We start from the raw sequence: 26,465 nt of genomic DNA, 5'->3' as shown, positions 1-26,465 counted from the left end.
TCCTCCGTTCACATACGGTTGACGCACCATGACCCCCGCCTTTCGCTCGCTCGCCCTGTCGGCGGCGCTCGCTCTCGCGACCACCGCTCGAGGGCAGACCCCCAACACCGCCGCTCCGGAGGGACAGGACGTGGCCACCCTCGTTTCGCGCTCGGATGAGCAGTGGAAGGTGCGCGACGAGCCCGGCGTGCTCGACCAGATGCGCGCCGAGCTGGAGCGTGCGCAGAAGCTCGCGCCGGACGACTACGGCGTGCTGTGGCGGCTGGCTCGGCTCGACTTCTGGGTGAGCGACGACCCGGCGTTGCCGGAGGAGGATCGCAGCCGCCTCGGCAAGCGCGCCTGGGAGCTCGGCGACCGCGCCGCGGCCGTGAACCCGAACGGGGTCGAGGGCTGGTACTTCGCCGCGCTCGGGATGGGCAACTACTCCCTCGGCATCGGCATCCTGAAGGCGCTGGGGCAGGGGATCGAGGGCAAGTTCAAGGAGCGCCTCTCGAAGGCGGAGAAGCTCGACCCCAGGTACCACGAGGGCGGGGTCTACAACGCCTGGGGCCGGTTCTACTTCAAGCTGCCGTGGCCGAAGTACGACGCGAAGAAGAGCGAGCAGAACCTCCGCAAGTCCATCCAGCTCAACCCCTCGAATGTCCGCGGGCGCGTCTACCTGGCCGAGCTATACATCAAAGAGGGCCACCCCAAGGAAGCGCGCAAGCTCCTGGAGGAGGCGCTGGCTCACGAGCCCGGCGCTTACGACGCGCCGGAGGAGCGGCGGTCCCAGAAGCGGGCGCGCGAGCTTTTGGCGGAGCTGAAGCACTAGCCTCGGGAGATCGCATGATCGCGCGCGAAGAGCTCCAGCGTGGCGCGGGCAAGCCCCGCAGCCTGGTCGACCTCTTCGAGGCCACCGCCGTGCGGCTCGGGAGCCGGGCCGCCACGAAGCAGAAGCGCGCCGGCCGCTGGGAGGAGACGAGCTGGGCCGAGCTGGCCCACCGGGCCCGCGACGCCGCGGACGGGCTGGCCGCGCTGGGCGTCGGCCGCGGCGACCGGGTGGCGATCCTGGGCGAGACGACCACCGAGTGGATCGTCGCCGACCTGGGCGTGATGGGCGCCGCCGCGATCGTGGTGCCGATCTACCAGTCCAACAAGGCGCACGACTGCCAGTACATCCTCGAGAACTCAGGCGCCCGCTTCGTCTTCTGCGACTCCGAGGCGCAGGTGGCCAAGATCCGCGAGGTGCGCGAGAAGCTGCCGCGCCTCGAGGGCATCATCCGCTTCGAGGGCGCGGCGCGGGACGGCTTCGAGCGGACGCTGGCCGAGCTGGAGCAGGCCGGGGCCGCCTGGCGCGCCGGCCACGAGGGCGCGCACGCGGCTCGGCTGGCGCAGCTCTCGCTCTCCGAGCCCGCCTGCTTCATCTACACCTCCGGCACCACCGGTAACCCGAAGGGCGTGGTCCTCACCCACGGCAACTGGGTCTACGAGGCGGAGGCGGTCGAGGAGCTCCGCATCATCCGCGAGGACGACCTCGTCCTGTGCTTCCTCCCCATGGCCCACTCGTTCGCGAAGGTGATCGAGGCGGTCTGGTTCAAGGTCGGCGCCACCGCCGCCTTCGTCGAGTCGATCGAGAAGATCGTGGACAACGCGGCCGAGGTGCGGCCCACCGTGATGCCCTCGGTGCCCCGCATCTTCGAGAAGGCCTACAACGCGGTGGTCTCGAAGGGCCTCTCCACGCCGGGCGTGAAGGGGAAGCTCTTCGCCTGGTCGTTGAAGAGCCTGGAGGCCGAGGTGGACGGCCTCGAGCGCGGCGAGCCGGGGCGGGGCGGGATCGGCCTGGCGGTGGCGCGGCGGCTGGTGTTCCCCAAGCTGGAGAAGGCGCTCAAGGACCGCTTCGGCGGGCGCATGCGCCTCTTCGTGTCGGGCGGCGCGCCGCTGTCGCCGCGCATCGCCTGGTTCTTCCAGATGATCGGCTTCGAGATCCTGGAGGGCTACGGCCTCACGGAGTCGGCCGCGGGCACGTTCGTGAACCGTCCCGGGCAGGCGAAGATCGGCACCGTCGGGCCGCCGGTCCCCGGCACCGAGGTGCGCATCGCCGAGGACGGCGAGATCCTCATCCGCGGGCCGGGGGTGATGAAGGAGTACCACCAGAACCCCGCGGCCACCGCCGAGATCCTGCGCGACGGCTGGCTCTACACCGGCGACATCGGCGAGCTCACCCGCGACGGGTGCCTGCGCATCACCGACCGCAAGAAGGACATCATCGTCACCGCCGGCGGCAAGAACGTGGCGCCGCAGAACCTCGAGAACGAGCTCAAGACCGAGCCGCTCATCTCGCAGGTCATGGTGCACGGCGACAAGCGCAAGTTCCTCTCGGCGCTCGTCACGCTCAACGAGGAGAACGTGCGCAAGTGGGCGCAGGACGGCGGCCTGGCGCTGACCGGCCCGCTGCACGAGGACCCGCGGGTGCGCGCCCGGGTGCAGGCCGCCGTCGACGCGCTCAACGCCAAGCAGGCGAGCTACTCGACCATCAAGCGGTTCGCCATCCTCCCGCGCGACTTCACGCAGGAGGCGGGGGAGCTCACCCCCACGCTCAAGGTGAAGCGGAAGTACTGCACCCAGAAGTACCGGGACGTGCTGGACGCGTTCTACGCGGAGTGACGATGGTGGCCGAGGGTGGGGCGCGCGTCCTCCTCATCGAGGACGACGAGGACAACCGGGAGCTCATGGGCGAGGTGCTGCAGGACGCCGGCTATCAGGTCCTGCTCGCCGCCAGCGGGGCCGCCGGCCTGCGCACGCTGGCCGAGCACTCGATCGACGTGCTGGTGACGGACGTCGGCATGCCGGGGATGGGCGGGCTGGAGGTGGCGCGCGCCGCCAAGGAGATCGCCCCCACCGTCCCGGTGGTGTTGGTGACCGGGTACGCCGAGCGCGAGGACATCGCGCGCGCGCGAGGCCACGAGGTGGACGCGGTGCTGGTGAAGCCGGTCGACCCTGCGTCGCTCACCGCGGCGGTGGACCAGATGGTGAAGCCCCGCTGAGCGCGCCAGCCCTCGGACGCCTGACGCGTTGACACCGCGCCGCGCGGCCCCTACGTTCAGGGTTGATTTCTCAATCAACTCGAGCGGAGAGTCCATGGCGGGTCAGGCCGAGAGCGTGAAGGACGTGTTCGAGCGGCACATGCCGGAGCGGCTCAAGAACAAGCCCGACGTGGTGGCGAAGATCGCCGCCGTCTACCAGTTCAACATCTCCGGCCCGACCGGCGGGCAGTGGTCAGTGGATTGCACCAAGCCGGGCGGCGCCGTCGCCGCCGGGACCGACGCCGCCGCGAAGTGCACCGTGGCCTGCACCGACGCGGACTTCCTCAACATCGTGAACGGCAAGCTCAACGCGCAGATGGCGTTCATGGCGGGCAAGCTCAAGATCCAGGGCGACATGGGCCTCGCCATGAAGCTCCAGCAGATACTTTCATGACGGGGCACGCCGCCGGGGCCCCCACCCAGGAATAGCGTGCTCCCGCTCGCCGGCGTCCGCGTCCTCGACCTCTCCCGGCTGCTCCCGGGCCCGTACGCCACGCTGGTGCTGGCCGACCTCGGCGCCGAGGTGGTGAAGCTGGAGGACCCGCGCGGCGGCGACTACCTGCGCCACCTCCCGCCGCTCGCCGGCGAGGCCTCGGGCGCTTTCCAGGTGCTGAACCGGAACAAGCGCTCGCTCGCGCTCGACCTCAAGGCGCGGGGGGGCGCGGCGGCGCTCCTGCGGCTCGCAGGCGCCTTCGACGTGCTGGTCGAGTCCTTCCGGCCGGGGGTGCTGGAGCGGCTCGGCGCCGGCCACGCCGCGCTGCGCGCCGCGAACCCGCGGCTGGTGGTGTGCGCGATCACCGGCTACGGGCAGGAGGGGCCGTACCGCGAGCTGGCCGGGCACGACCTCAACTACGCCGCCATCGCCGGCGCGCTGGCGCTGAACGGCCCCCCGGAGGCGCCGCTCCCCTTCGGCGTGCCGCCGGCCGACGTGGCGGGCGGCGCGTGGGTGGCGGTGGCGGGCATCCTCGCCGCCCTGCACCGGCGCACGGCGACGGGGGAGGGCGGGCTCCTGGACGTCGCCATGACCGACGGCGTGCTCGGGATGATGGCGCTGCCGCTCGGGATGGCCTGGGCGCGCGGCGCGCCCTTGCGGCGCGGGGCGGAGCTGCTGGACGGCGGCGCCGCCTGCTACCGCACCTACCGCACGCGCGACGGGCGGTTCGTGGCGCTCGGCGCGCTGGAGCCGCACTTCTTCGCGCGCTTCTGCGCCGCGGCGGGGCGCCCCGAGCTGGCCGAGCGCCAGCTCGACGGCTGCGGCCGCGGACCGGTCGAGGAGCTCACCGCGCTCTTCGCCAGCCGGACGCGCGAGGAGTGGACGCGGCTCGGGCGGGAGCAGGACGTGTGCCTCACCCCGGTGCTGGAGGGTGACGAGCCGCGCGCCGATCCGCAGCTCCGCGCGCGCGGCGCCTTCGGCGAGGTGGCGCGGTCCGGCGGGGAGGGCGCGATCCCGGTGCTCGCGAGCCCGGTGCGCCTCGACGGCGCGCGCGCCCCGTTCCGTCCGGCGCCAGGGCTCGGCGCCGACACCGACCGCGTGCTGGCGGAGGCGGGGTTCACCCCGGGCGAGATCGCCGAGCTCCGCGCGGGCGGCGCAGTCGGGCCCGGAGCGCCGGGCGACCCGACCGCCGCTTGACACCCCGGCGCGCGACGATAAGACTGCCGCGGTGCGCGCAGCCCTCGCCATCGCGACGATCGTCCTCGTCCTGACGGCCGCGGTGGCGCCGCACGTCCACGAGGGCCCGCTCGGTACGCACGCGTGCCTCGCCTGCGTCGCCGCCGGCGGCGAGGAGGCCACCGGCCACACGCCGGACGTCGCCCCCCGCCCGCTCGAGCCCGCCGCGGTGGTGGTGGTCCTTCCGGCGGCCCCCGTCTTCGGCCTTCCGCTGGGGGCGATCCCCGGGCAGTCACCTCCCGCCGTCTAGCGACCCGGGTCCGGCCTCTCCGGCGCCGTCGCGAGACGTCCTCGCGCCAGGTGCCGCGTGCCGGACCTCTCCCGCCGTCGCTGTCGGTTCTCGTGGCGCGCCTGGGCGCGCCGAGGTGACACATGCACTGGTTCCTCGTGGCGGCGCTGGCCCTGGCCGCCGAGCCGGCCGCGGCCCCACCGCCGCAGCCGTCCGCCGAAGAGCAGAAGAAGCTGGAGGAGGAGATCGCGAAGGAGCTCGGCGCCGCGCCAGGCGGGGCCGCCGCCGCGCCCGCGCCGGCCGGCGCGCCACCGGTCGACGCCGCGCCGGCCCCGGCGCCCGGGCCGGGCGGCCAGGCCGCGACCGGGGGGAACCCCTACGCGCGCATCCTGATGCTCCCCGACATCTCCGCCATCGGGGACTTCGCCGGCACCTACCACAACCTCGACGTGGGGAGCCTCTCGCCCCGGAGCGGCCTCTACGGCGCGCCCCACGAGGTGACCCCGCACTTCGAGGAGCTGGAGCTCGGGCTCCAGTCGGTCGTCGACCCCTACGCACGCGCCGACATCTTCATCTCCTTCACGCCGGCCGGAGTGGACGTGGAGGAGGCCTACCTCACCACGCTCACGCTGCCGGCCGGCTTCCAGGTGCGCGCGGGGAAGTTCCTCTCGCCCTTCGGCCGGCTCAACCAGCAGCACCCGCACGTGTGGGACTTCGTGGACGCGCCGCTGGCGATGGACCGACTGCTCTCGGCCGACGCGCTCAAGGGCCCCGGCGTGGACGTCGCCTGGCTGGCGCCGCTGCCCTGGTTCGCCGAGCTGCACCTCGCCGGGCAAACCACCCGGCCCTCGTTCGTGGAGGAGGACCGGCGGACGGTGGTGGCGCGGCTGCAGCAGTACTTCGAGGTGGGCGAGGGCGCGACGCTGGGTGTGGGGCTCTCCGGGGCGCGCATCCAGGAGCCGCTCCGCGGGGCGAGCCGGGAGGTGGGGGGCGCCGACCTGATGCTCAAGGTGCGCCCGGTGAACAGCCGCTCCTACGTGGTGCTCCAAGGCGAGGTGTTCGCGCGCCGGATGCGGGGCACCGAGGAGGAGGGGACGGCGAGCGGCGGGTACCTGCAGGCCGTCTTCCGCGACGGGCCGTTCTACGCCTACGGGGTCCGGGGCGAGCTGGCGCCGGCGGTGGTGCCGGGCACGACCCTCGTCACGTCCGGGAGCGGCACCGAGCGGCGGGTGAGCGCGCTCGCGGAGTGGCTCCCGAGCGAGTTCCAGCGACTCCGAGCTCAGGTCGCGTGGGATCACCTGCCCGGCGGCCGCGACGGCTTCGAAGCGACGCTCCACCTCGAGTTCGTCATCGGCGCGCACGGCGCGCACCCGTTCTAGGAGACCGCGACCATGACCCTCCGCAACGTCCGTCGTTCCGTCGCGGCCCGCCTGCGCCTGGCCGCGGTGGCGCTGGCCGTCTTCTCGCCGCTCCTCCCTCGGCCGGCCGCCGCCGCGCTGCGGGTGGTCACCACCACCGAAGGGCTCGCGGCGCTGGTGAAGGAGGCCGGCGGCGACCAGGTGCAGGTGGAGAGCCTCTCGCGCGGCATCCAGGACCCGCACTTCGTGGACGCGAACCCCATGCTGGCGGTGAAGCTGCGCCAGGCCGGGCTCCTGGTGGACGTCGGCCTCGACCTCGAGATCGGCTGGCTGCCGCCGCTCGTGAACCAGTCGCGCAACCCGGACATCCAGCCCGGCGGCGCGCGCCGCTTCACCGCCGCGAGCGCCATCCATGTCCTCGACATCCCCACCGGCCCGGTGGACCGGAGCCTGGGCGACCTGCACCCGGCCGGCAACCCGCACTTCATGGACGACCCGCGCGCCGCGGTGGCGGTGGTGGCCGGGCTGGCGAAGAAGCTCGCGCAGCTCGACCCGGCCAACGCGGCGAAGTACGCGCAGCGCGGCGCCGACTTCCAGCGCCGCCTCGACGCGGACCTGGCGCGCTGGAAGGCGGCGCTCGCGCCCTTGCGCGGGAGGCCGATCGTGGCCCAGCACCAGACGATGAGCTACTTCCTCGACTGGACCGGGCTCCGCGCCGTCGCCTACCTGGAGCCCAAGCCCGGCGTGCCGCCGCCGCCCTCGCACCTCGCCGAGGTGGTGCAGCTCGTGAAGGCGCAGGGCGTGAAGGCGATCCTGGTCGAGAACTACTACGACCCGCGCTCGGCGGAGGTGGTCGCGCGGCACACCGGCGCGAAGGTGGTGCTCATCCCCGGCGACGTGGGCGGGATGCCCGGGACGAGCACGTACGAGAGCTACCTCGACACGCTGGTGCGGCTCGTCGCCGGAGCGGTGCGATGACGGGCGCGCCGGCGCCCATCCTGGCGCTCGAGGACGCGGCCATCGGCTACGGCCGCGAGGTGCTGCTCCGGGACCTCACCCTCGGCGTGAGCGCGGGCGACTTCCTCGCCATCGTCGGCCCGAACGGCGGCGGCAAGACCACGCTCCTGCGCACGCTGCTGGGGGTGCAGCCGCCGCTCGGCGGGGCGCGCCGGCAGCCGCGGCCGCTCCGCGTCGGCTACGTGCCGCAGCGCGACCACGTGGACGCCTACTGGCCGCTCACCGCCGCCGAGGTGGCGGTGATGGGGCGCTACCGCCTGCTCGCCCCCGGCCGGCGCCCCGGCGCGGCGGACCGGGAGGCGGTGCGGGCGGCGCTGGCGCGGGTGGGCATCGAGGAGCTCGCCGGCGTGCCGTTCCGGACCCTCTCCGGCGGGCAGCGGCAGCGCACGCTCATCGCGCGGGCGCTCGCCTCGGAGCCCGAGTTGCTCGCGCTGGACGAGCCGACGAACGGCATGGACCCGGCCGCCGAGCTCGACGCGATGGACGTGCTGCGTGCGCTGCACCGCGGCGGCGGCCTGGCGGTGGTGATGGTCTCGCACCGGCTGGAGGCGGTGGCGAACTACGCCCAGCGGCTCTGCTTCGTGGACAAGGACAAGCGGCTGTTCCGGGTGGGCGCCCTCGAGGCGATGCTCACCCCCGAGGCGCTCGGGGCGCTCTACGGCCGACGGGTGGCGGTGCGCGAGGAGGGGGGACGGCGCTTCGTCTACCCCGAGGCGGAGGCGCGGTGATCCACACGTCCTGGCAGGACTTCCTGGCGGCGCGCGAGATCTGGCGCGAGCCGCTGCTCGCGTCCCTGGTGGCGGGGGCGCTGTGCGGCTTCCTCGGCGTGTACGTGGTGCTGCGGCGGACGGTGTTCGTGTCGGCCGCCCTGACCCAGCTCTCGACCCTGGGCCTCATCGCCGCGCTGATGCTGGAGGAGTCGCTCGGCGTCGAGGTGGAGCACGCCGGCGTGCAGCTCGCGGTGGCGCTCGCCTTCTCGGTGGCGGGCGCGCTCGCGCTCGGGATGGCGCTGCGCGGCCGCAAGCTGCCGGCCGAGTCGGGGGTCGGCACCACCTACGTGCTCGCCGGCGCCCTGGTGGTGCTCGGCGCGAACCGGCTCGTCCACGCCGCGCACGACCTCAACGCGATGGTGTTCGGCAACGCGGTGGCCGTGCCGGTCGCGGACCTGCTCATCCTGACCGGCGTGGCGCTCGCCTGCGCGGTCGTGCACGCCCTGTTCGCGAAGGAGCTCGTCTTCGTCTCGTTCGACGGCGAGACCGCCGCCGCGCTCGGCTACCGGACCGGGCGGTGGAACGCGCTGCTCTTCCTGACGCTGGGCCTCGCAATCCCCGTGTCCGCCCGGGCGCTCGGCGCGCTGCCCGTCTTCGCCTTCCTGACCATCCCCGCCGCCGCCGCCTTGCTCCTCGCCAGCCGCCTCCGCGCCGTGTTCGCGCTGGCCACCGCCATCGGGGTCTTCGCCGCCGCCGGGGGCTACCTCGCCTCGTGGTTCTGGCAGCTCCCCACCGGCGCGACCATGGTGGTCCTGGCCGGCCTCTGCGCCGTCCCCGGCGCGTTCCTGCGCCGGCGGTAGCCAGCCCGCTCGCCGTCAGAAAAGCTCTTGACCCGCAGCCCCCTAGAGCGTAGAAACCCGCTCCCACAGACCTGACGCGGGGTGGAGCAGCCAGGTAGCTCGTCGGGCTCATAACCCGAAGGTCGCAGGTTCAAATCCTGCCCCCGCAACCAACCTTTTCTAGGACCCGGTCGCCCGAGAGGGAGACCGGGTCTTCGATTTTCAGGGCTCCGCGGGCCTCGTAGGAGCGCTTCCCGTCCTTCTCGACGGCGTGGAGCACCACTGGAGCGAGCACGCGGGCGAGGGCCGCCCTGGCGCTCTGGGGAGCCTCCTCGGCGAGCTTCTCGACATGCCGGAGGTACTTCGCGAGCTTCTCCAGGCTCACGGTGACGGCCGAGGCGGCGGGCTTCGTGCTCGCCTTGGAGGCCGCGAGGCGGCTCCGGAGCTCGCGAAGCCTCTCCTCCTCCCGGCGAAGCTGTGCCACGAGCGCCTCGGACTGGCCAACCGTGGCGAACGCCTCGGTCACGCGACGAAGTCGAGCTTCCTGCGTTCCAACTTCGGCCTCGAGCCGGGCGCGCTCCTCGTCTGCTGCGGGCTTGTGCGCAGCGACGCGCTGGGCGAACCGGTCAGCGAACCGCTGCCGGAAGTCGTGGGAGGCGAGAAGCTCGTGCAGCGCGGCGAAGATCGCGCGCGAAAGCTTGCCCTCGGAGATCGTCAGCGCGTTGTTGCAGATCGACGAGCCCTTGGAGTGATGAGCGGCGCAGCCGTAGGCCGGGTAGCGTCGACCGTCTTTCACCCTGGCGCCGATGACGACCATGCTCGCGCCGCATGTGCCGCAGCGAAGCAGTCCCGAGAGGAGGAGCGGGTGCTTGCCCGAGCCAGGGGGACGTCCTCCCGCCTTGCGAGTCGCCGAGACCCGCGCCTGGACGCGAGCCCACAGCGCCTCGGAGACGATCGCGAGCTCCGGGATTCGCAGCGCGACGTGCTCCTCGGGCGGCCGAAGGCGGTGGACGCGCTTCCCGGTGCGCGCCGAGCGGACCCACTTCCGGCGGTTCCAGACGAAAGGTATTCGCAGCCCAGCTCCCCGAGCTGGCCGCCTCCGGGCGGTTTCACCTGTTCTTGCCGGAGGAGGCGATGGCACACTTCCTCGACGCGATCGCGCGGTCGAAGCGCGCGACCGCCTCGGAGCGCCGCACGAGCGACCGCCCGCGGACGGCCTCCGCGATCTCGCGGGCGCGGAAGTTGCTCGCGACCCCGGAACCCTCGATCACGGTTCCTCTCCATGAGCTGCGCCGCTTCTTCAACTACGACCTCGATCTCGAGAAGGCGTTCAAGGTGCTCCAGAAGAAGGTCGAGGCGGGCGAGCGGATCGCGGAGGTCCCGCAGCTTCCGGCGGACTACGAGCGCGTTCGAGAGTTCAAGCGGGACCTGCGAGCGCGGATCGTGGCGCTGATGGATCACCTGGCAGAGGGCGATACGGACGCCAGGCGTGAACCGTCGAGAACAAGGTCATGACGCTGCATCCTTGTCGACGCGGCGGGGCAAGATCCTAGCGGCCCGCAGGCCGACAGCAGCGAGCGCCACACCCGCATCGAGCCCGTGGGAGAGGCGGGTCGATGCTCTACGAGCGTCCTGTCGTGATCCTCTGCGCCGGTAGGGGTCTAGGAGCGGCGGGGCCCAGGTGAGTGGGCAGCGTGGGGGGGCGGCGGTCAGCGTGGATAGCGCGTCGAGAGGACCGCCGTGAGCGGAACATCCCAACGGAGTCTCGTGTCAGGCACACTGGTCTTCTTCGCGATAGCCGCAACGGCTAGGTAGGCCGGCTCGCGCCACAAACCGACCAGGGCCGGCTCACTAGCAAGCGGCACGACCGAGCACGGCAGACCCTCGGCGCATTCGAGGAGTTCGAAACCCGTGGGTGCGCCGAACAGAACCTCGAATGCCTCCGGGGCGTACCGCCAGAAGTCCCAGGGCCGGTCGTGAGGTGGGTAGGTCGGGTGCGTGAAGACGCAGACGAGCCCACCAGGCTTGAGGACGCGGTTGAGTTCCAGCACGACCTTCCATGGCATCGCCAGGTGCTCAAAGACCGACACCGCGAACGCGGCGTCGAACGACTCGGCAGGGAAGTACGCGGAGAGGTCGTGGGCGTCCCCGACGACCTGAACGTTCTCGCCGGGGACCACGTCGAAGCCGACATAGTCCGCATCCTTGAAATGGTGCGTCTGCACGTTCCCGGAGCGTGCGCGCGAGCCGATTTCCAGTACGCGAGGGCGCTGGAGCGCGTTCACGCTCTCGATGAAGTGCTGGAAGACCGCGTGGCACGGCTCAGGTGTGGTGCCGCGATGGAAGGGCCGCTTGAGCAGCTCCACCAGCCTCAAGAGCGCCCGGCGCTCGACGCCACGCAGCACATTTCCTAGTCCGCCCTCGTTGTACGCCTGTCGCAGCTTGTCGAGGTCGCGCATGGCGGGCCTCATACTACTCGCAGTTCCGTTGATCCGAGGGCGTTCTCAAGTTGCAAGGAACCGCTGCAGTGCCGAGCGGGCCAAGCCCTTCCGCCTCGCCGCCCCGCGACCGAGACGCCGGCCACCGCGCCGGGTGCAGCAGCACGGCCGACGCCAGGTGAATCCTATCGTGAGCCCGCGCCGCGTACCCGCGCACGAAGCAGATGCCGTCGACGACCGAGAATGCTCCGAGCGACGGTTCGGGCTAGAATCCGATCGTGGCGACGAGGATCCCCATCGACCGCGGAGCGCTGGCCGACTTCTGCGGGCGCCACCACGTCCGCAAGCTGTCCTTGTTCGGGTCGGTCCTGCGCCAGGACTTCAGGCCGGACAGCGACGTCGACGTCCTGGTGGAGTTCGAGCCGGACCACGTTCCTGGCTTCATCGCGCTGCACGAGATGGAACGGGAGCTCTCGGGCCTCCTCGGCGGACGCACCGTGGACCTCGTGACCGAGCGATTCTTGAACCAACGCATCCGCGATCGCGTGCTCGCCGGCGCCGAGGTCCAGTATGCAGCGGGATGACGAGGTGTACGTCGGGCACATGCTCGACCTCTCGCGCAAGGTCGCCTCCAAGACCGCCGGCGTTCGGCGAGAGGACTTCGACCGGGACGAGAACCTCCGCCTCGCGCTCGCCCACCTGCTGCAGACCATCGGAGAGGCCGCGCGGCGCGTCTCGCGCGAGTACCAGAAGGCGCATCCGGAGATCCCGTGGGGCGGGATCGTCGGGATGCGCCACAAGGTCGTGCACGACTACATGGACGTGGACGAGGACGTCGTCTGGAAGACGTCGGTCGAGGAGATCCCGCGGCTCGTCGCCGCCCTCGAGCCGCTCGCGAAGAGCTGACGGAGCCCTTCTCAGGCCCGCGCCACGAACGCCTCAGAGAAGGTCACGGTCGCGCCCCCGCAACCAGTCTTGTAGTCCTCGGCCCCGTCGCCCTCCCAGGCGGCGGGGCTGATGTTCTTGAGGGCCACGCGCACCGCGTATCCGTCGGGTGTGGGGGTCATCAGGATCGAGTCCACCACGCCGCGCAGCAGCTCCCTGGCCTTATGGGGCTTCACCGTTGCCGCCGTGGCGATGTTCTCGATGACCGACAGCATGGCGCGAGTCGAGTAGGCCGGCGAGGGGAGGGCGGGCGTCGCAGCCACGGCTGCCTCGGCCAGTGCCTGCCGAGCGTCGAGCAGCTTCACCTCCTCGGCGCGGAACCTCGCCGCCACGCCGATCATCACGACGATCAAGGGGCTCACCGACGACCGTGGCGCAGACTGCTCGATCGACGCGGTCGGCTGCGAGGCGGCGGGCGGCCCTGTTCAGCGCGCGTTCGGCGTCTTCGGCAAGATGCAGGCCGGCTCGACCAGCGCGTTCAACTGGTGCGTCCACGGGACACGCAAGGGCGGCACGATCTCGGTCGTCGGCGTCTACGGCCCGCCCTACGCGGCGCGCATGCGGCGCGCCACCGGAGCGGCCCCGCGCCGGCTCACAGCATCTCGAGCGGGCGCGGCTCGGCCGCCGGGGGAAAGGCGGCGTCGAGCTCGGCCATATCCATCGGCCCGAACCGGAGGTCGAGCGCGGCACGGTTCTCGTCGACGTGCGCCGGCGTCCCCGCCTTCGGGATCGCGCACACGCTCTCCTGCCGGAGCACCCACGCGAGCGCCACCTGCGCCGGCGTGACGCCGTGACGGTCGGCGATCTTGCTCAGCGCGGGGTGCCCGGCGAGCCGGCCCTGTTCGATCGGCGAGTACGCCATGATCGGGATCCCGTGGGCGCGGCACCAGGGCAACAGGTCGAGCTCGATCCCGCGCCGCGTGAGGTTGTAGAGAACCTGGTCGACCTGCGCGTGCGGCCCTTCCGGTGCGACGCGGAAGAGCTCTTCCATGTCCGCCACGTCGAAATTGCTGACGCCCCAGGACAGGATCTTTCCGGCCTCGACGAGCTCGTGGAACGCCTCGACCGTTTCCTCGAGACGGGTGACGCCGCGCCAGTGCAGCAGGTACAGGTCGATGTAGTCCGTTCCGAGGCGCCGCAGGCTACGCTCGCACGCAGCGATCGTCTTCGCGTGCGAGGCGTTGGTCGGCAGCACCTTGGTCACGACGAACACGTCGTCGCGCCGCCCGGCGATGGCGTCGCCGACGAGCTCCTCGGCGGCGCCGTCGCCGTACATCTCCGCCGTGTCGACGAGCCCGAGGCCGAGGTCGAGACCGCGCTCCAGCGCGGCGAGCTCCATCTCCCGCCGGTCGGGATCCTCGCCCATGTGCCACGTGCCGAGCCCCAGGGCGGGGATCCGGTCGCCGAAGGGGAGCGCGACGGTGCGGACGGCGGACGCCATGGCGACCCTCCACGTCGAGGCTAGTACGCCGCCCCGGGCGCGCCGCCCTGGAGCGCCTCGATGAGCGCGTCCGCGGTGAAGACGCCGTCGTGCCGGCGCCCGTTCACGAAGAACGTCGGCGTGCCGTTCACCCCGGTGCGGGCGCCGCTCAGGAAATCGCGGCGGACCTTTCCCTCGAACCGGTGCTCCTCGAGGTCCTCCGTGAACCGGTCGGGCTCGAGCGCGATCGCGTCGGCGTAGGCGACGAGGTCCTGCGGCTCGAGCGCGTGCTGGTTCTGGAACAGCACGCCGTGCATTTCCCAGAAGCGGCCCTGCGCCCCGGCGGCCTCGGCGGCCTCGGCCGCGAGCATCGCGTGGGGGTGGACCTGCGTGAGCGGGAAATGGCGGTACACCAAGAGGAGCCGCCCCGCGAGCGCCCGCCGGACCTCCTCCACCTCTGCATACGCGCGGCCGCAGTACGGGCACTCGTAGTCACCGTACTCCAGCAGCTGGATGGGCGCGTCGCGCGGGCCGTCCGCGTGATCGCCGGGGCCGATCCGGATCCGGAGGGGCGTCATGGCCGCGGCTCCCCGTGCGCGGTGTCGCCGGACCGGGATGGCGCGTCGCTCGAGTCCGCCGACTGCTCGTCGTCGAGCCTCTCTAGCGCGTCGAGGACTCCGTCGACGCCCGGGTTCACGTCGATCGGGGACACGTAGCTCCAGAACACCTTGCCGTCGCGATCGAGGACGAACAGCGATCGCTCGGCGAGCCCGTCCTGCTCCCGATAGGAGCGGTAGCGGCGGGAGACCTCGCCCTTTGGGTGGAAGTCGGCGAGCAGCGGGAACCGGAGGTGCCGGTCCTGCGCGAACGCACGGTGGCACCAGGCCGAGTCGACGGAGATCCCGAACACCTTCGCCCCGTGGCGCTCGAGCTCCGGGAGGACCTCGTTGAAGATCGCGAGCTCCTCGCCGCACACGGGCGTGAAGTCGGCGGGGTAGAAGACGAGCACGACGGGCGACCCCCGCTGGTCGTCGAGCGACATCCAATCCTCGGGCGGGAAGCGGCTCCCGGGGGGCATGACCGCCGCGTCCGCGGCCAGCATGCGGAAGGGTGGGGCGGCAGTGCCCGACGGCAATGGCTCTCGACGCGCTTCGATTTCCGGCATGGTAGACCCCCGTCCTCTCACGTCTTCGGTGCGTGCTGCTCCGGCGCCGCCCGCTGCTCGTCACCCGGCCACGTAGCTATGGCCGAGGTCGCGCGAGGCGCGGAACGCCGCCTCGAGCGCCGCCTTGACCCGTGGAGAGACGCCCACCTGCTCGCGGCCCTCGGGGGCCTTCCCCTGGCGCCGCGGACGCAGCTCCTCGACCTGCCGCTTCAGATCCTGCGGTGAGAGCTTGAAGCGCGCCAGGACGGCCTGGACCACGTCGTTGTCGGCGAGCACGTGGAGGAGGTGCTCCGAGTCGACGTCGCGCGCGCCCCAGTCGACGGCGGTACGCGCGGCCTGCTGGAGGATCTCCTCGCCTTGCTGGCTCAGGTAGTCGGCGAGGTCGACCGCCTCGCGGTCGGCCGCCCTGCCGCGCGGGCGGGTTCGCGCACGCCCCCTGCCACGGTCGACGTCGGCCTCGTCGCCCCCTTCGACGCCGTCGCCCCCGAAGAAGTCTCCGAAGACGTCGTCCCCGAAGAGGCTGCCGCCGAAGAGCGACTCGAACGGCGAGGAGCCCCGCGCCTGGGCCTGGAGTCGCGCGTAGTCGTCATCGCAGACCTTGAGCGTCTGTCGGCGTCCGTTCTGGGAGACGGCGACTCGTACCGCGGCGGGCCGACGGTGACAGATGTCGCACAGCCCTTCCACGTCCCCGCGTGCAGTCTCGGCCATGGTGCCCCCCTCCCTCGACGTCGAGGAACTCGTTCAATGACTCGCGCTCGGCGCGAGCTCGCCGAAGCCGGTGCCCGCCTTCTTCCCGGCGCGCGTGAAGTGGCGGACCCTCACCCCGAGCGCGATCAGGAGCCCTCCGAAGACCACCGCGTAAGCTCCGATCCAGAAGACGACGGCGAGCGCGCCGGCGCCGGGGAACACCGCGACGAGCAACCCGAACACGATCGAGAGGGCGCCGCTCAGCGCCATGAGCCACTCCCCCCGGATCTGGCGTCGCAGGCGAATCGCGGCCGCGACCTCGAGGACGCCCGTCACCACCGACCACGCGGCGATGATGTAGAGCAGCGACAGCGCGGTGAGCCCGGGAACGAAGAAGGCGAGAAACCCCGCGAGGATGCTGACGATGCCCTCGACGAGGAGCACCCAGCGCGGCTGGCGGCGCGATGCGTCCGTCCGTACGGCACCCGCGACGTTGAACGCTCCCTCGACGAGGGCGTACGCACCGAAAAGGAAGACGAGCGTCAGGAGTGCCATCCCCGGCACGACGAACGTCAGAACCCCGAACAGGACCGCCGCGACTCCTCGCACCACGAATGCCCACCACGGACCGATCGCCATCAGCACCGGCATAACACCCCCATCCCTCCGCGAAGCAGCGCCCTGTGACTCGACCCGAGCCGCCCGCTGCCCGAGGCCGTTCAGTGAACGTTGCGCTCCCCTGGGCTCTCCGCTGACAGTTGCTCGCCACTCTGTTGCGACGGTTGCTGGCCCTTACCACCGGCCTGCTGCGTCTCCCTCCGGCTCGCCTCCTCGCGGCTGCTCGATGAACCTGTCGTCGAAGCGCTCGGACTGTCGTTCGCCATGATCTCTCCCTCGACCGCGCGCTCGAACCCACGCGTACCTGCCACCGTTCTCGGCGGGTTCAGCGAACCCTGCGGACGAGGGGAGTCGACCGCAATGGTCGTGACGGAAATACTCGACGCTGCGTTGAACCAGGTATGCGCACCCCGATCTCACGGTCGCTCTCTGTTCCTGATCGCGAGCGACAGCACGGTTGCACTGCGGAAGCGCCCTCCAAGTCGCCGTCGCGGGTGCGCCCGGCGCCGCCAACGTCAACCCCGAGCGATCGCGGCCTGCTGGTCCTGCTCCTCCACGATGTCGTACCGTCGCCCCCCGCGGATCCTCCCGCGGTCGTGACCGCCTGACCGGGGCTCGAACCCGTTCATCGCCATCCTCCGGAGTACGCCATGAGTCGCGAGGCCCTCGATCACCTCGGCCGGTTCATCATGCAGCACCTTCGCGATGCTGCGTTCGAGACCACCGACCGGCTCGTCGCAGGCGAGTGGAAGGCTCCGGCGTTGCAGCCGCTCCAGCATGAGCTGGCGGCGCTCAGCGGTGAGCAGCGGGAGCTCGTCCGGCGCTGCTGCCGCAGGGTCGTCGACGGCGCGATCCACGATTTCCTCTTCGCGCTGGCCGAGGAGACGGATCGCGGGAGCGAGCGGGTCGTCCTGCTGGTGGACGGTCAGAATGCCGCGGCGTTGAGTGATGGTCTTCAGGGCGAGCCCTTCGAATGGCGGAGCCAGTTCAGCCGTTACGGGGAGAGCCCCGAGAACGCCTAGCTCCGCGGTGGCCTCGTTGAGCAGGTAGTCGGGGGGCAGGTCAGCGGATGGCGCGCACGGTCCGCCGCCCGCGTCCGCGACGTGGATCGTCCCGTCCGCGCCGGCCGCCAGGCCGAGGGGCAGCGCGAACGTCGCGCTCGCGCCCGTGCCATCGTCACCCCCGCTCCGGCCCGAGCCGGCGAGGGTGTGAACCGTGCTCTGGGCGGCGCTCGGTCCCGCCGCGACGCCCGGACGCGCAGGCTGCCCGGGTCGGAGAAGACCACCTCGTCTCAGCGGTGGGTCGTCGTGATCGACGGATCCAGGGCGCGCAGCGTGGCGCCGAGGTCCCCGTCCCGGCCGGTCTGGTCGAGCTTCTCGCGGCAGTAGACGCGCAGCGGATCGGTGGTGGCGAGCGTTGGCTGGCACGCGCCGCTCCCCGGCTGTGGGAGGCGCGACCCCGTGACGAAGACGGGAGCGGACGTGCGCTCGACCGCAGGCGCTCGCGCCGTCGCCTGGGTGTCATGGGCACAAGCGGCCGTCAGCGCGACGACGGCGCCGAACGCCCTCACCACCGCGTGTCCGCCACCGCTCGCCACCATGATCGCTCCTCCGCGTTGCGTACCCGTACTGTACGTACGGTCTTCGCGCCTGCCGCGCCAGGCTCTCTTTTGGCGCTGGCGGCCGCCACGACCAGTTCAGCCGAGTGTGCCGCGCCAGCTCCTTTCGCGCCACGAGCGCGCCGCCAGCAGCGTCCAGCATCGCGCGGCGCCCGCCCGGCGGGCTGGACAGACCCGGCCGAAGCAGGGCAAGACAGCTTTCCCCTCCGCGGGCGATGGCCGCCCGCGGGCAGCGCGTCCCCTCGAGGCAGATGATCAGATCGAGCGATGGTGGTCGAACCGGGTTCCGGGTGCTGGCGGCGGTGAGCTTCTGTCACCTGCTGAACGACATGCTCCAGTCGGCCATCCCGTCCGCGTACCCGATCTTCAAGGGCGCCTACCACCTCGACTTCGGCCAGATCGGCGTCATCACGCTGACCTCGCAGTTCACCGCCTCGCTGCTCCAGCCCGTGGTCGGGATGTACACCGATCGCCGGCCGCTCCCGTATTCGCTCGCGATCGGCATGTGCTTCACGCTCGCCGGGCTGCTGCTCCTGGCGGTGGCTCCGAGCTACCCGTTCGTCCTGGCCGCGGTGGCCTGCGTGGGGGTGGGCTCGGCGGTGTTCCATCCGGAGTCCTCGCGCGTGGCGCGGATGGCGTCCGGCGGACGGCACGGGCTCGCGCAGTCCTTCTTCCAGGTGGGCGGCAACGTCGGCTCGGCGGTCGGGCCGCTGCTGGCGGCGTTCGTCATCCTGCCGTTCGGCCAGCACAGCATCGCGCTCTTCTCGCTGGGCGCCGCGGCGGCCATCCTGGTGCTGCTCGGGGTGGGGCGGTGGTATGCCGGGCGGCGCGCGCAGGGCGGCCGGGCCGCGGGGGAGGGCGCGAGGCTCCCGCGCCGGCGCGTGCTCGCCGCGGTGGCCGTCCTCGTGGCGCTGGTGTTCTCGAAGTACTTCTACCTGGCGAGCCTCAACAGCTACTACACGTTCTTCCTCATCCAGCGGTTCCACCTCTCGGTGCGCGAGGCGCAGCTCCAGCTCTTCCTCTTCCTCGGAGCCGTGGCCGTGGGCACGCTGGCGGGCGGCCCCATCGGCGATCGGATCGGCCGGCGGTACGTCATCTGGGGCTCGATCCTGGGCGTCCTGCCGTTCACGCTGGCCTTGCCGTACGCGAACCGGTCCCTCACCACCGTGCTCACCGTCGTCATCGGCCTGGTCCTCTCGTCGGCCTTCTCGGCCATCGTCGTCTACGCGCAGGAGCTCATGCCGGGGCGGGTCGGCGCCGTGGCGGGCCTGTTCTTCGGGGTCGCGTTCGGCGTCGGCGGCGTCGGCGCGGCGCTGCTCGGCGAAGTCGCCGACCGGCACGGCATCGAGTTCGTGTACCGCGTCTGCTCGTTCTTGCCGGCCATTGGGCTGCTCACGGCGTTCCTGCCCGACCTCGAGCAGCGCGCCCGGGCGGCCCGGTCCGCCGCAACCGAGGTGGAGGCGACATGACGCGACCTGGAGACCCCGTGGCGGCGGTGGACACGCCGGCGCTCGTCCTCGACCTGGACGCGATGGAGCGCAACCTCGAGCGGATGGCCGCCTTCGCGCGCTCGGCCGGGGTGCGGCTGCGCCCGCACGCGAAGATGCACAAGAGCGCCGAGCTGGCGCGCCTGCAGCTCGCGGCGGGCGCGGTCGGCGTCTGCGTGCAGAAGCCCTCGGAGGCGGAGCGGCTCGCGGAGGGCGGCGTCGACGACCTCTACCTCTCGAACGAGGTCGTCTCGCCGGAGAAGCTCGAGCGCGTCGCGGCGCTCGCCGGGGCGCTCGCCGCGCGGGGCGGGCGGCTCGCCCTCGCGGTGGACTCGCCGCTGGGGGTCGCCCGGCTCGCGGCGGCGGTGGCGGCCCGGCGCGCGGAGCTCGACGTGCTGGTCGAGATCGACGTGGGCCAGGGGCGCTGCGGCGTCCCGGTGCCGGAGGGCGACGCCTCCGCCGCGATCGCCCTGGCCCGCGCGGTCGCGCGATCACCAGGCCTCCGGTTCGCCGGGCTGCAGGCGTACCACGGGAACGCGCAGCACGTGCGCTCGGTCGAGGCCCGGCGCGCCGCGGTGGCCGCGAGCGCGGAGCGCGCCCGCGCGGCGCGGCAGGCGCTGGAACAGGCGGGGATCCCGGTCCCGCTCGTCACCGGGGCGGGCACGGGCACCTTCGCCTACGAGGCCGCGAGCGGCGTCTACGGCGAGCTGCAGCCGGGGAGCTACCTCTTCATGGACCGCGACTACGCCGACAATGAGCGCGATCCTGCGGTGCCCCGGTTCGAGCACGCGCTCTTCGTGAAGGCCGAGGTCATGAGCGTGGGCCCGCGCTACGCCGTCGTGGACGCGGGCCACAAGAGCCACGCGGTGGACTCCGGGGCCCCGCGCGTGCACGACCCGAGCGGGAGGTTCGACCTGCGCTTCGAGACCGCCGGCGACGAGCACGGGCTCCTGTGGCCGGTGGGAGGGAGCCCGCTCCCCGCCCTGGGCGACGCCGTCTGGCTCGTCCCGGGCCACTGCGATCCGACCGTGAACCTGCACGACGGGTACGTCGCGGTCCGGGGCGGGCTGGTGGAGGGGCGCGTCGATCGCCTCATCCGCGTCGACGCGCGCGGCGCGATCACCTAGCGCGCGGCCGCGAGGTCACCCGAGCCCGGCGGCGCGGGCGACGAGCAGCAGCCCCGCCCCGACCGCCACCGCCCCGGTGGCCCTCGCCACGCGCTCGCCGGCGGGCGCGAGGCGCTCCGCGGTGATGGCGGCGCCCACCACCGCCATCGCGCGCAGGTCCATGACCCCGGCGACGAGGAGGATCGCCGTCGGCCCGGCGCAGCAGGCGGCGCAGTGTCGTCCCAGGCGCACCCCGTGGCGGAGGGCCGCCCCGGCGCCGGTCCCCAGCGGGAGGCCGGGCCCGGGCGCCTCCCGGCAGCAGGCCAGGTGGCGCGCCTTCCACGCGGTGAGCTGGAGCGAGCCGGCGACCAGGACGACCAGGCCGATCGCGGCCGGCACGGCGCGCGCGAGCGCCGGCTCCTCCATCTCGGCCGCCGCCAGCGCGATCCCGAGGGGGAAGGCGGCCGCCCCCAGCGCGCTCCACACCAGGAAGTAGCCGGCGCCGGCGAGCGCGGTCAGCCGCCCGGGGTGCGCCTCGCCGGCGCCGCCCAGCGCCAGGCGGTAGCGCCAGAGCGCTGGGGCGACGGACGGCACCATCATCGCCACCATCATCGCCAGCCACATGCCGAGGAACGACGCCGCGGCGGCGGGCCAGCTCTGTCCGGGCATCCGCATCCACGCCATCGACATCGACCAGCCGCCGGGCATCGGCATCTCGCCCATCCCCGACATGGAGGCGCACCAGGCGATCGTCAGCGCCGCGCTGGCGGCGAAGAGCGAGGTGGTGAGGGCCAGGAACGCCCGCGGAGAGGCTCGCCCGGAGGTCGCTGGAGGCGGGGCCAGGGCTCGGGGGTGCGCGGCGGTGGTCATGTCGGCCTCAGCGCTGGGCGTACTCGTCGTGGCGCCGCCACCAGACGCCGGTCTCGTTGCGGCCCCTGGGCGCGCGGTCGAGCCACTGGTACATGCCCCAGAGGCCGTCCAGCCCGCGCGCGTAGGCGGAGTAGGCGTGGTAGACGACGCCGTCCTCCAGCGCGAACGCGCTCATGCCCGGACGCTCGCGCGTGTAGGTGGCGGGGTCGGTGCCCGCCATGGCGGCGTTGTCGCCGACGGGGTCCCCCGACATGCGGCTCGCCATCCCCGCGTCGCCGCGGACCTCCCAGGCCGGCTCGCGCCGGTAGTTGTACTCGATGCCGCCCTGACGCTGCTCCTCCGGCGTGAAGCCGACGTTGAAGTCGGCGTTGAAGTCGCCGCCGAACGAGGAGGCCCACGGGAACTTCCAGCCCATGCGCTGCCGGTACGCGAGCAGCTTCGCGAGCGGCGCCCGCGACACCGCCGCGAGCGTGACGTCGTGGTGGGCCAGGTGGCTGACGAAGCCGTCGAAGCCGTCCGCGATCGTGGAGCAGGTCGCGCACCCCGCGGCGTAGTCGGGTCCGAACATGAAGTGGTAGACGAGGAGCTGGGAGCGCCCCTGGAACAGGTCCGCCAGCGTGGCCCTCCCCTCGGCGGTCTCGAACTGGTAGGCCTTCTCGACCCGCACCCACGGCAGCTCCTGCCGCCGGCGCGCCAGCTCGTCGCTGCGCCGCGTCAGTTCCTTCTCCGCCTCGAGCAGCGCCAGCCGCGCCGCCGTCCACTGCTGGCGGGTCCCGGTCTTGTGCGTCGTCATCGCCGCGTCTCCCTTCCCTCGGCTGCGGGGAGCCTGGATGGCCCCGCCGTGGCAGGGTCCAGTCCCTGCGCAGTCGAGAGGTAAGGTCCGGCGCAGCGGGGCGGGAGTAACAAGGGCGACGCGGTTAAGACCGGGCGATGGATCTCGCGGTCACCGCGGCAGGGCTCGCGCTGCGCGCCGGGGATCCGCTGGGCGCGCTGAAGCGCGTCGCCCTGCGGAGCGACCCGGCCGCCCTCGCGCTGCGCGGGATCGCCATGGCGCAGCTCGGGGACCTGGGGCGGGCGCGGGAGCTGCTGCGGCGCGCGGCGCGGCGCTTCGGGCCGCGGGCGCCGCTCGCGCGGGCGCGCTGCCTCGCGGCCGAGGCGGAGGTGGCGCTGGCGGCGCGCGACCTGGCTGGGCCGGCGCGGCCGCTGGCCGAAGCCCTGCGCACGTTCGCCGCCCACGGCGATCGGGAGAACGCGCTCCACGCGCGGCTGCTGCAGCTCCGGCGGCTCGTGCTGCTCGGCCGGATCGGCGAGGCGGCCGGCGCATACGAGGCGCTCGAGCTCGGCGGCGCGCCCGCCCGGCTCGCGGCCGTCGCCGGCCTGGTCGCCTTCGAGGTCGCGCTGCGCCGCGGGCGCGCCGACGGGGCGCGCGAGGCCCTCGCCCGGGCGCGGGAGGCGGCGGCGCGCGCCGGCATCGGAGCGCTGCGCGCCGAGGTCGAGCAGGCGGGGAGGGCGCTCGCCCTCCCGGCGGCGCGCCTCGTCGCCGCGGGAGAGGCGCGGCCCTTGACCCTGGCCGACGTCGAGGCCGTGCTCGCCTCGGCGGACCTGGTCGTCGACGGCTGCCGGCGGGCGGTGCGCCGGGGTGCGCGCGTGGTGCGGCTCGCGCGGCGGCCGGCGCTGTTCGCGCTGCTGCACGGGCTGGCGGAGGCGTGGCCGGGCGAGGCGGGCCGGGGCGCGCTCATCGCGCGCGCCTTCGAGGCGCGCCGGGCGAACCCGTCCCACCGCGCGCGCTTGCGAGTGGCGGTGGGACGCCTGCGCCGCGCGATCTGGCCGCTCGCCGAGATCCGGGCCAGCGCCGGGGGCTTCACGCTGGTGGCGCGAGGAGCGGCCACCGTGCGGCTGCTGGCGCCGCCCGTCGACAGCCCAGAGGCCGCCCTCCTGGCGCTGCTCGCCGACGGCGAGGCCTGGTCGACCTCGGCGCTGGCGCTGGCGCTGGGGGCGAGCCAGCGGACGGTGCAGCGGGCGCTGCGGGCCCTGGAGGAGGCGGGCCAGGTGCGCGCGCTGGGCGGCGGCCGCTCCCGGCGCTGGCTCGCCGCGCCCGTGGCCGGATTCGCGACGACGTTGTTGCTCCCCGGCTCCGGCGAGGCCGGTTAGGGTAGAGGAGAGGAGCGGGCCATGGGCAAGGTGCGCGACGCGGGGCAGCCGGCGGAGACGGTGCGCGAGTACGGGCCCTTCCCGGGCGTGGAGCGCGTGCACGGCGTGAGCTTCGACGGCCGCCTGGTCTGGTTCGCCAGCGGCGGCGCGCTGCAGGCCTTCGAGCCCGGCAACGGCGGGATCGCGCGCACCCTGGACGTCGCCGCCGAGGCCGGGACGGCCTTCGACGGCCGGCACCTCTTCCAGCTCGCGGGCGGCCGCATCCACCGGATCGACCCGGCGACCGGCGCGGTGCTGTCGACCATTCCGGCGCCGGGCGGCGGGCGCGACTCGGGGCTGGCCTGGGCCGAAGGGACCTTGTGGGTCGGGCAATACCAGGACCGTAAGATCCACCAGATCGACCCCGAGACGGGCGCGATCCTGCGCACGATCGAGTCGAGCCGCTTCGTCACCGGGGTCACCTGGGTGGACGGCGAGCTCTGGCACGGGACCTGGGAGGGAGGCGAGTCCGACCTCCGCCAGGTGGACCCGGAGACGGGGGAGGTGCTCACCCGCCTGACGATGCCCGAGGGGGCGGGGGTGAGCGGGCTGGAGTCGGACCGGGGCGACCTCTTCTACGCGGGCGATCCCGAGCGCAGCAAGGTGCGCGCCATTCGGAAGCCGCGCCGCCGCTCGGCGCGCTAGGCTCGCGCAGCGCCTCTGAGGACCGGCCGCGCGAGCGCGAGGAGCCACGGGCGCGGGGCGCGCTCGAGGTCCAGGTGAGCCAGCGGCTCTCTGCCTGGTGCCATGAGCTCACGCCCGCCTCGGCCGCTGCTCGAAGAACGGTCGGCCGGTGCAACGAGCGCCTGCGCGCTCGCCTCGTGGGCCGGGTGCGCGCCGAGCCCATGCGCGTGCGGTTGGCCACGCCGCCGGTGATGAGCCCGGGAGACCGCTCGGGATGCGGCCCGGACGCGCAGCGCCGGGCGCCGGTCGAAGGCGCACAATGTGTCCGATCCTCGAGGCAGCAGCGGAGGCGGGTATGGCGGCCAAGCAGCTCCTGTTCGACAGCGCTGCGCGCGAGGAGGTCCTGCGCGGCGCGACGGTCCTGGCGAATGCGGTGCGAGTCACCCTCGGGCCCCGCTCCAAGTGCGTCCTCATCGACAAGGGGTGGGGCGAGCCGATCGTCTGCAACGACGGCGTGACCATCGCGAAGGAGCTACAGCTCGACGACGCGACGGAGAACCTCGGGGCGCGGATGATGCGCGAGGCCGCGCAGCGCACGGGAGACGAGGTGGGCGACGGCACGACGACCGCGACCCTCCTCGCCCACGCCATCTTCGCCGACGGCGTCCGCAACGTGGCGGCCGGGGCGAGCGCGATCGAGCTGAAGCACGGGCTCGAACGCGGCGTGCGGGCGGCGGTGGGGGCGCTCCGGAAGCTCTCGCGCCCCGTGAAGAGCCGGCTCGAGAAGGAGCAGGTCGCGACCATCTCCGCTCATAACGACGCGGTGATGGGGGCGCTGGTGGCGGACGCGGTCGAGCGCGTCGGCGGGGAGGGGGTCATCTCGGTGGAGGAGGCGAAGGGGACCGAGACCCGCCTCGAGCTCGTCGAGGGCATGCAGCTCGACCGGGGCTACCTCTCGCCGTACTTCGTCACCGACGCCGACCGGATGGAGTGCGTCCTCGAGCGACCGCTCATCCTGCTCACGGACCGGCGCATCTCGCTCATGAAGGACCTGCTGCCGGTCATGGAGGAGGTCGTGAAGCTGGGGCGCCCCCTGCTCATCGTCGCCGACGACGTGGACGGGGACGCGCTCGCGACGCTGGTCGTGAACAAGCTCCGCGCCGCGATCCAGTGCGCAGCCGTGAAGGCACCGGGGTTTGGTGATCGCCGCAAGGCGATCCTGGAGGACCTGGCGGTCGTGACCGGGGGCCAGGTCGCCTCGGAGGACGTCGGGCTGAAGCTGGAGCACGTCACGGCGGCACAGCTCGGGAGCGCCCGGCGCGTGGTGGTGGCCCGCGAGACCACCACCGTCATCAAGGGAGCGGGCGACCGGGACGCGATCGGCGCCCGCGCCGAGCAGCTCCGGCGCCAGCTGAAGGAGGAGAACAGCGACTACGACCGCGAGAAGCTGGAGGAGCGGCTGGGGAGACTGGTGGGCGGCGTGGCGGTCATCCATGTCGGCGCGCCGACCGAAGCCGAGCTGAAGAGTCGCAAGGAGGCGTTCGAGGACGCCATCAGCGCGACCAAGGCCGCCGTGGCGGAGGGGGTCGTGCCGGGCGGCGGGCTCGCGCTGCTGAGGCTCATCGAGGCCGTCGCAGCGGAGGAGGCGAGGTGCGAGGGGGACGAGCGCACCGGGCTCGCGGTCCTGAAGCACGCGCTCACCGTCCCGACCCGTCAGATCGCCGCCAACTCCGGCGCGGATGGCGCGGTGGTGGTCGAGCGGATGCGGACCGGAGCGGGGAGCTTCGGGTTCAACGCCGCCACCGGGCAGTACGTCGACCTGGTGGAGGCCGGCATCGTCGACGCGACGAAGGTGGTGCGGCTGGCGCTCGAGAATGCGGTCTCGGTGGCGAGCGTGCTCCTGCTCACGGAGGCGACCCTGACCGAGGCTCGGCCGGCGAAGCCGGAGCAGGTCGCCGCCGAGTGAAGCGGAGCGCGGGGCCTCACGTCGGCCGATGGAAGTGGCGCGAGACGAGCACGGGGCAGTCGGCGCGGTGCACGACGTGCTCCGCGACCGAGCCGAGCACGAGGCGCTTCAAGCCGCCGCGACCGTGCGTCCCGATGACGATGAGCTCGGAGGAGCCCTCGCTGGCGAACCGCAGGATCGTCTCGGCTGGATGACCTTCCAGCATCCTGCCCGCGACCGGACGTCCGGCCAGGAACTCGGCCTCGCGCCGCCATGCCTCCAGCAGCTGCTGGCGGTGACGCAGGGTCATGTCGGCGCCCGAAGCCCGCGTCGCATCGTGCACGTGAACGAGCGTGAGGCTCGCCTCGTACCGCCGCGCGATCTCGGCCGCGTAGTCCATGGCGACGCGCGACGAGTCCGAGAAGTCCACCGCGCAGCAGATGTTCTTCCACTCGGGCATTCCGGCAC

At 73.0% G+C, this 26,465-nt stretch carries 31 protein-coding genes and 1 tRNA gene; 20 read left to right on the top strand and 12 right to left on the bottom strand.

What is annotated here, in order from left to right; all coding sequences use genetic code 11:
- Window positions 1–130: 130 nt before the first annotated feature.
- From HWY08_RS20135 to HWY08_RS20085, 11 genes are all read left to right on the top strand, one after another.
- Complete coding sequence (locus tag HWY08_RS20135) at window positions 131–811, top strand: tetratricopeptide repeat protein (protein ID WP_235969725.1); 681 nt, start codon at window positions 131–133, stop codon at window positions 809–811.
- 14 nt (window positions 812–825) lie between these two features.
- Complete coding sequence (locus HWY08_RS20130; protein WP_176068598.1) at window positions 826–2,643, top strand: AMP-dependent synthetase/ligase; 1,818 nt, start codon at window positions 826–828, stop codon at window positions 2,641–2,643.
- A 2-nt stretch (window positions 2,644–2,645) separates the two neighbouring features.
- Window positions 2,646–3,023 (top strand): response regulator, encoded by a 378-nt coding sequence (locus HWY08_RS20125; RefSeq protein WP_235969724.1) that lies wholly within the window; start codon window positions 2,646–2,648, stop codon window positions 3,021–3,023.
- Window positions 3,024–3,117: 94 nt separating this feature from the next.
- On the top strand, window positions 3,118–3,456 hold the full coding sequence (locus HWY08_RS20120) for an SCP2 sterol-binding domain-containing protein (protein ID WP_176068595.1): 339 nt from the start codon (window positions 3,118–3,120) through the stop codon (window positions 3,454–3,456).
- 36 nt (window positions 3,457–3,492) lie between these two features.
- Complete coding sequence (locus HWY08_RS20115) at window positions 3,493–4,692, top strand: CaiB/BaiF CoA transferase family protein (protein ID WP_176068593.1); 1,200 nt, start codon at window positions 3,493–3,495, stop codon at window positions 4,690–4,692.
- Window positions 4,693–4,723: 31 nt separating this feature from the next.
- Entirely contained in the window at window positions 4,724–4,981 is a 258-nt protein-coding gene (locus HWY08_RS20110; protein WP_176068591.1) for a hypothetical protein, read from the top strand.
- Window positions 4,982–5,103: 122 nt separating this feature from the next.
- Window positions 5,104–6,339 (top strand): putative porin, encoded by a 1,236-nt coding sequence (locus tag HWY08_RS20105; RefSeq protein ID WP_176068589.1) that lies wholly within the window; start codon window positions 5,104–5,106, stop codon window positions 6,337–6,339.
- A gap of 12 nt (window positions 6,340–6,351) precedes the next feature.
- Window positions 6,352–7,296: a metal ABC transporter substrate-binding protein gene (locus HWY08_RS20100; RefSeq protein ID WP_176068587.1), complete on the top strand. Its 945-nt coding sequence runs from the start codon at window positions 6,352–6,354 to the stop codon at window positions 7,294–7,296.
- Window positions 7,293–8,063 carry a metal ABC transporter ATP-binding protein gene (locus HWY08_RS20095; protein WP_176068584.1) on the top strand — a complete coding sequence of 257 codons (771 nt, stop codon included), beginning with the start codon at window positions 7,293–7,295 and terminating at the stop codon, window positions 8,061–8,063. The genes HWY08_RS20100 and HWY08_RS20095 overlap by 4 nt, the downstream gene beginning before the upstream one ends.
- A complete protein-coding gene (locus HWY08_RS20090; protein WP_235969723.1) occupies window positions 8,060–8,905 on the top strand; it encodes a metal ABC transporter permease in 846 nt (281 codons plus the stop codon). Before HWY08_RS20095 ends, HWY08_RS20090 begins: the two co-directional genes overlap by 4 nt.
- 75 nt (window positions 8,906–8,980) lie before the next feature.
- Window positions 8,981–9,057 (top strand) — tRNA-Met (locus HWY08_RS20085).
- Here the strand turns inward: HWY08_RS20085 and HWY08_RS20080 are convergent.
- Complete coding sequence (locus HWY08_RS20080; protein WP_176068582.1) at window positions 9,036–10,025, bottom strand: recombinase zinc beta ribbon domain-containing protein; 990 nt, start codon at window positions 10,023–10,025, stop codon at window positions 9,036–9,038. The genes HWY08_RS20085 and HWY08_RS20080 overlap by 22 nt on opposite strands.
- On the opposite strand from HWY08_RS20080, the gene HWY08_RS20075 reads away from it, so the two are divergent.
- Complete coding sequence (locus HWY08_RS20075; RefSeq protein ID WP_176068580.1) at window positions 10,004–10,399, top strand: hypothetical protein; 396 nt, start codon at window positions 10,004–10,006, stop codon at window positions 10,397–10,399. The genes HWY08_RS20080 and HWY08_RS20075 overlap by 22 nt on opposite strands.
- A 194-nt stretch (window positions 10,400–10,593) precedes the next feature.
- Here HWY08_RS20075 and HWY08_RS20070 read toward each other — a convergent pair whose 3' ends face one another.
- Window positions 10,594–11,343 carry a class I SAM-dependent methyltransferase gene (locus HWY08_RS20070; protein ID WP_176068578.1) on the bottom strand — a complete coding sequence of 250 codons (750 nt, stop codon included), beginning with the start codon at window positions 11,341–11,343 and terminating at the stop codon, window positions 10,594–10,596.
- 257 nt (window positions 11,344–11,600) lie between these two features.
- On the opposite strand from HWY08_RS20070, the gene HWY08_RS20065 reads away from it, so the two are divergent.
- Entirely contained in the window at window positions 11,601–11,906 is a 306-nt protein-coding gene (locus HWY08_RS20065; protein WP_176068576.1) for a nucleotidyltransferase family protein, read from the top strand.
- On the top strand, window positions 11,893–12,228 hold the full coding sequence (locus tag HWY08_RS20060; protein ID WP_176068573.1) for a HepT-like ribonuclease domain-containing protein: 336 nt from the start codon (window positions 11,893–11,895) through the stop codon (window positions 12,226–12,228). Before HWY08_RS20065 ends, HWY08_RS20060 begins: the two co-directional genes overlap by 14 nt.
- An 11-nt stretch (window positions 12,229–12,239) precedes the next feature.
- On the opposite strand, the gene HWY08_RS20055 is transcribed toward HWY08_RS20060, so the two are convergent.
- The 6 genes from HWY08_RS20055 to HWY08_RS20030 all read right to left on the bottom strand — a co-directional run bounded on the left by HWY08_RS20055 (window position 12,240) and on the right by HWY08_RS20030 (window position 16,190).
- The gene (locus HWY08_RS20055; RefSeq protein ID WP_176068571.1) at window positions 12,240–12,620 is read right to left on the bottom strand and encodes a hypothetical protein; all 381 of its coding nucleotides are present in this window, start codon (window positions 12,618–12,620) and stop codon (window positions 12,240–12,242) included.
- A 239-nt stretch (window positions 12,621–12,859) separates the two neighbouring features.
- A complete protein-coding gene (locus HWY08_RS20050; protein ID WP_176068569.1) occupies window positions 12,860–13,708 on the bottom strand; it encodes an aldo/keto reductase in 849 nt (282 codons plus the stop codon).
- A 20-nt stretch (window positions 13,709–13,728) separates the two neighbouring features.
- Window positions 13,729–14,265 carry a DsbA family protein gene (locus HWY08_RS20045; RefSeq protein WP_176068567.1) on the bottom strand — a complete coding sequence of 179 codons (537 nt, stop codon included), beginning with the start codon at window positions 14,263–14,265 and terminating at the stop codon, window positions 13,729–13,731.
- Window positions 14,262–14,789 carry a redoxin domain-containing protein gene (locus tag HWY08_RS20040; protein ID WP_176068565.1) on the bottom strand — a complete coding sequence of 176 codons (528 nt, stop codon included), beginning with the start codon at window positions 14,787–14,789 and terminating at the stop codon, window positions 14,262–14,264. Before HWY08_RS20040 ends, HWY08_RS20045 begins: the two co-directional genes overlap by 4 nt.
- 123 nt (window positions 14,790–14,912) lie before the next feature.
- Window positions 14,913–15,560, bottom strand: a complete 648-nt coding sequence (locus HWY08_RS20035; protein ID WP_176068563.1) for a Clp protease N-terminal domain-containing protein — start codon at window positions 15,558–15,560, stop codon at window positions 14,913–14,915.
- Window positions 15,561–15,593: 33 nt separating this feature from the next.
- The gene (locus HWY08_RS20030; RefSeq protein WP_176068561.1) at window positions 15,594–16,190 is read right to left on the bottom strand and encodes an HdeD family acid-resistance protein; all 597 of its coding nucleotides are present in this window, start codon (window positions 16,188–16,190) and stop codon (window positions 15,594–15,596) included.
- 617 nt (window positions 16,191–16,807) lie between these two features.
- On the opposite strand from HWY08_RS20030, the gene HWY08_RS20025 reads away from it, so the two are divergent.
- Window positions 16,808–17,179 (top strand): hypothetical protein, encoded by a 372-nt coding sequence (locus HWY08_RS20025; RefSeq protein WP_176068559.1) that lies wholly within the window; start codon window positions 16,808–16,810, stop codon window positions 17,177–17,179.
- Window positions 17,180–17,448: 269 nt separating this feature from the next.
- Here HWY08_RS20025 and HWY08_RS20020 read toward each other — a convergent pair whose 3' ends face one another.
- A complete protein-coding gene (locus HWY08_RS20020) occupies window positions 17,449–17,757 on the bottom strand; it encodes a hypothetical protein (RefSeq protein ID WP_176068557.1) in 309 nt (102 codons plus the stop codon).
- 269 nt (window positions 17,758–18,026) lie between these two features.
- Between HWY08_RS20020 and HWY08_RS20015 the strand changes: the two genes are divergently transcribed.
- Together HWY08_RS20015 and HWY08_RS20010 are read left to right on the top strand one after the other, a co-directional pair.
- Complete coding sequence (locus tag HWY08_RS20015) at window positions 18,027–19,244, top strand: MFS transporter (protein WP_235969721.1); 1,218 nt, start codon at window positions 18,027–18,029, stop codon at window positions 19,242–19,244.
- A complete protein-coding gene (locus tag HWY08_RS20010) occupies window positions 19,241–20,389 on the top strand; it encodes a DSD1 family PLP-dependent enzyme (RefSeq protein WP_176068553.1) in 1,149 nt (382 codons plus the stop codon). Before HWY08_RS20015 ends, HWY08_RS20010 begins: the two co-directional genes overlap by 4 nt.
- A 15-nt stretch (window positions 20,390–20,404) precedes the next feature.
- Here the strand turns inward: HWY08_RS20010 and HWY08_RS20005 are convergent, their stop codons facing one another.
- Both HWY08_RS20005 and HWY08_RS20000 read right to left on the bottom strand, forming a co-directional pair.
- On the bottom strand, window positions 20,405–21,238 hold the full coding sequence (locus HWY08_RS20005; RefSeq protein ID WP_176068551.1) for a DUF2182 domain-containing protein: 834 nt from the start codon (window positions 21,236–21,238) through the stop codon (window positions 20,405–20,407).
- Window positions 21,239–21,245: 7 nt separating this feature from the next.
- The gene (locus tag HWY08_RS20000; protein WP_176068548.1) at window positions 21,246–22,031 is read right to left on the bottom strand and encodes a DUF899 domain-containing protein; all 786 of its coding nucleotides are present in this window, start codon (window positions 22,029–22,031) and stop codon (window positions 21,246–21,248) included.
- Between the two features lie 137 nt (window positions 22,032–22,168).
- On the opposite strand from HWY08_RS20000, the gene HWY08_RS19995 reads away from it, so the two are divergent.
- The 3 genes from HWY08_RS19995 to groL all read left to right on the top strand — a co-directional run bounded on the left by HWY08_RS19995 (window position 22,169) and on the right by groL (window position 26,018).
- Entirely contained in the window at window positions 22,169–23,389 is a 1,221-nt protein-coding gene (locus tag HWY08_RS19995) for a helix-turn-helix domain-containing protein (protein WP_176068546.1), read from the top strand.
- A gap of 21 nt (window positions 23,390–23,410) precedes the next feature.
- On the top strand, window positions 23,411–24,073 hold the full coding sequence (locus HWY08_RS19990) for a Vgb family protein (RefSeq protein WP_176068544.1): 663 nt from the start codon (window positions 23,411–23,413) through the stop codon (window positions 24,071–24,073).
- Window positions 24,074–24,407: 334 nt separating this feature from the next.
- Complete coding sequence (gene groL / locus HWY08_RS19985) at window positions 24,408–26,018, top strand: chaperonin GroEL (RefSeq protein ID WP_176068542.1); 1,611 nt, start codon at window positions 24,408–24,410, stop codon at window positions 26,016–26,018.
- 16 nt (window positions 26,019–26,034) lie between these two features.
- Here groL and HWY08_RS19980 read toward each other — a convergent pair whose 3' ends face one another.
- The gene (locus HWY08_RS19980) at window positions 26,035–26,457 is read right to left on the bottom strand and encodes a universal stress protein (RefSeq protein WP_176068540.1); all 423 of its coding nucleotides are present in this window, start codon (window positions 26,455–26,457) and stop codon (window positions 26,035–26,037) included.
- Window positions 26,458–26,465: the final 8 nt, after the last annotated feature.

Source organism: Anaeromyxobacter diazotrophicus, assembly GCF_013340205.1.
GTDB classification, from domain to species: Bacteria; Myxococcota; Myxococcia; order Myxococcales; family Anaeromyxobacteraceae; genus Anaeromyxobacter_A; species Anaeromyxobacter_A diazotrophicus.
The sequence above is the reverse complement of the archived record's forward strand: the minus strand, read 5'-3'. Positions and strand labels throughout refer to the sequence as shown.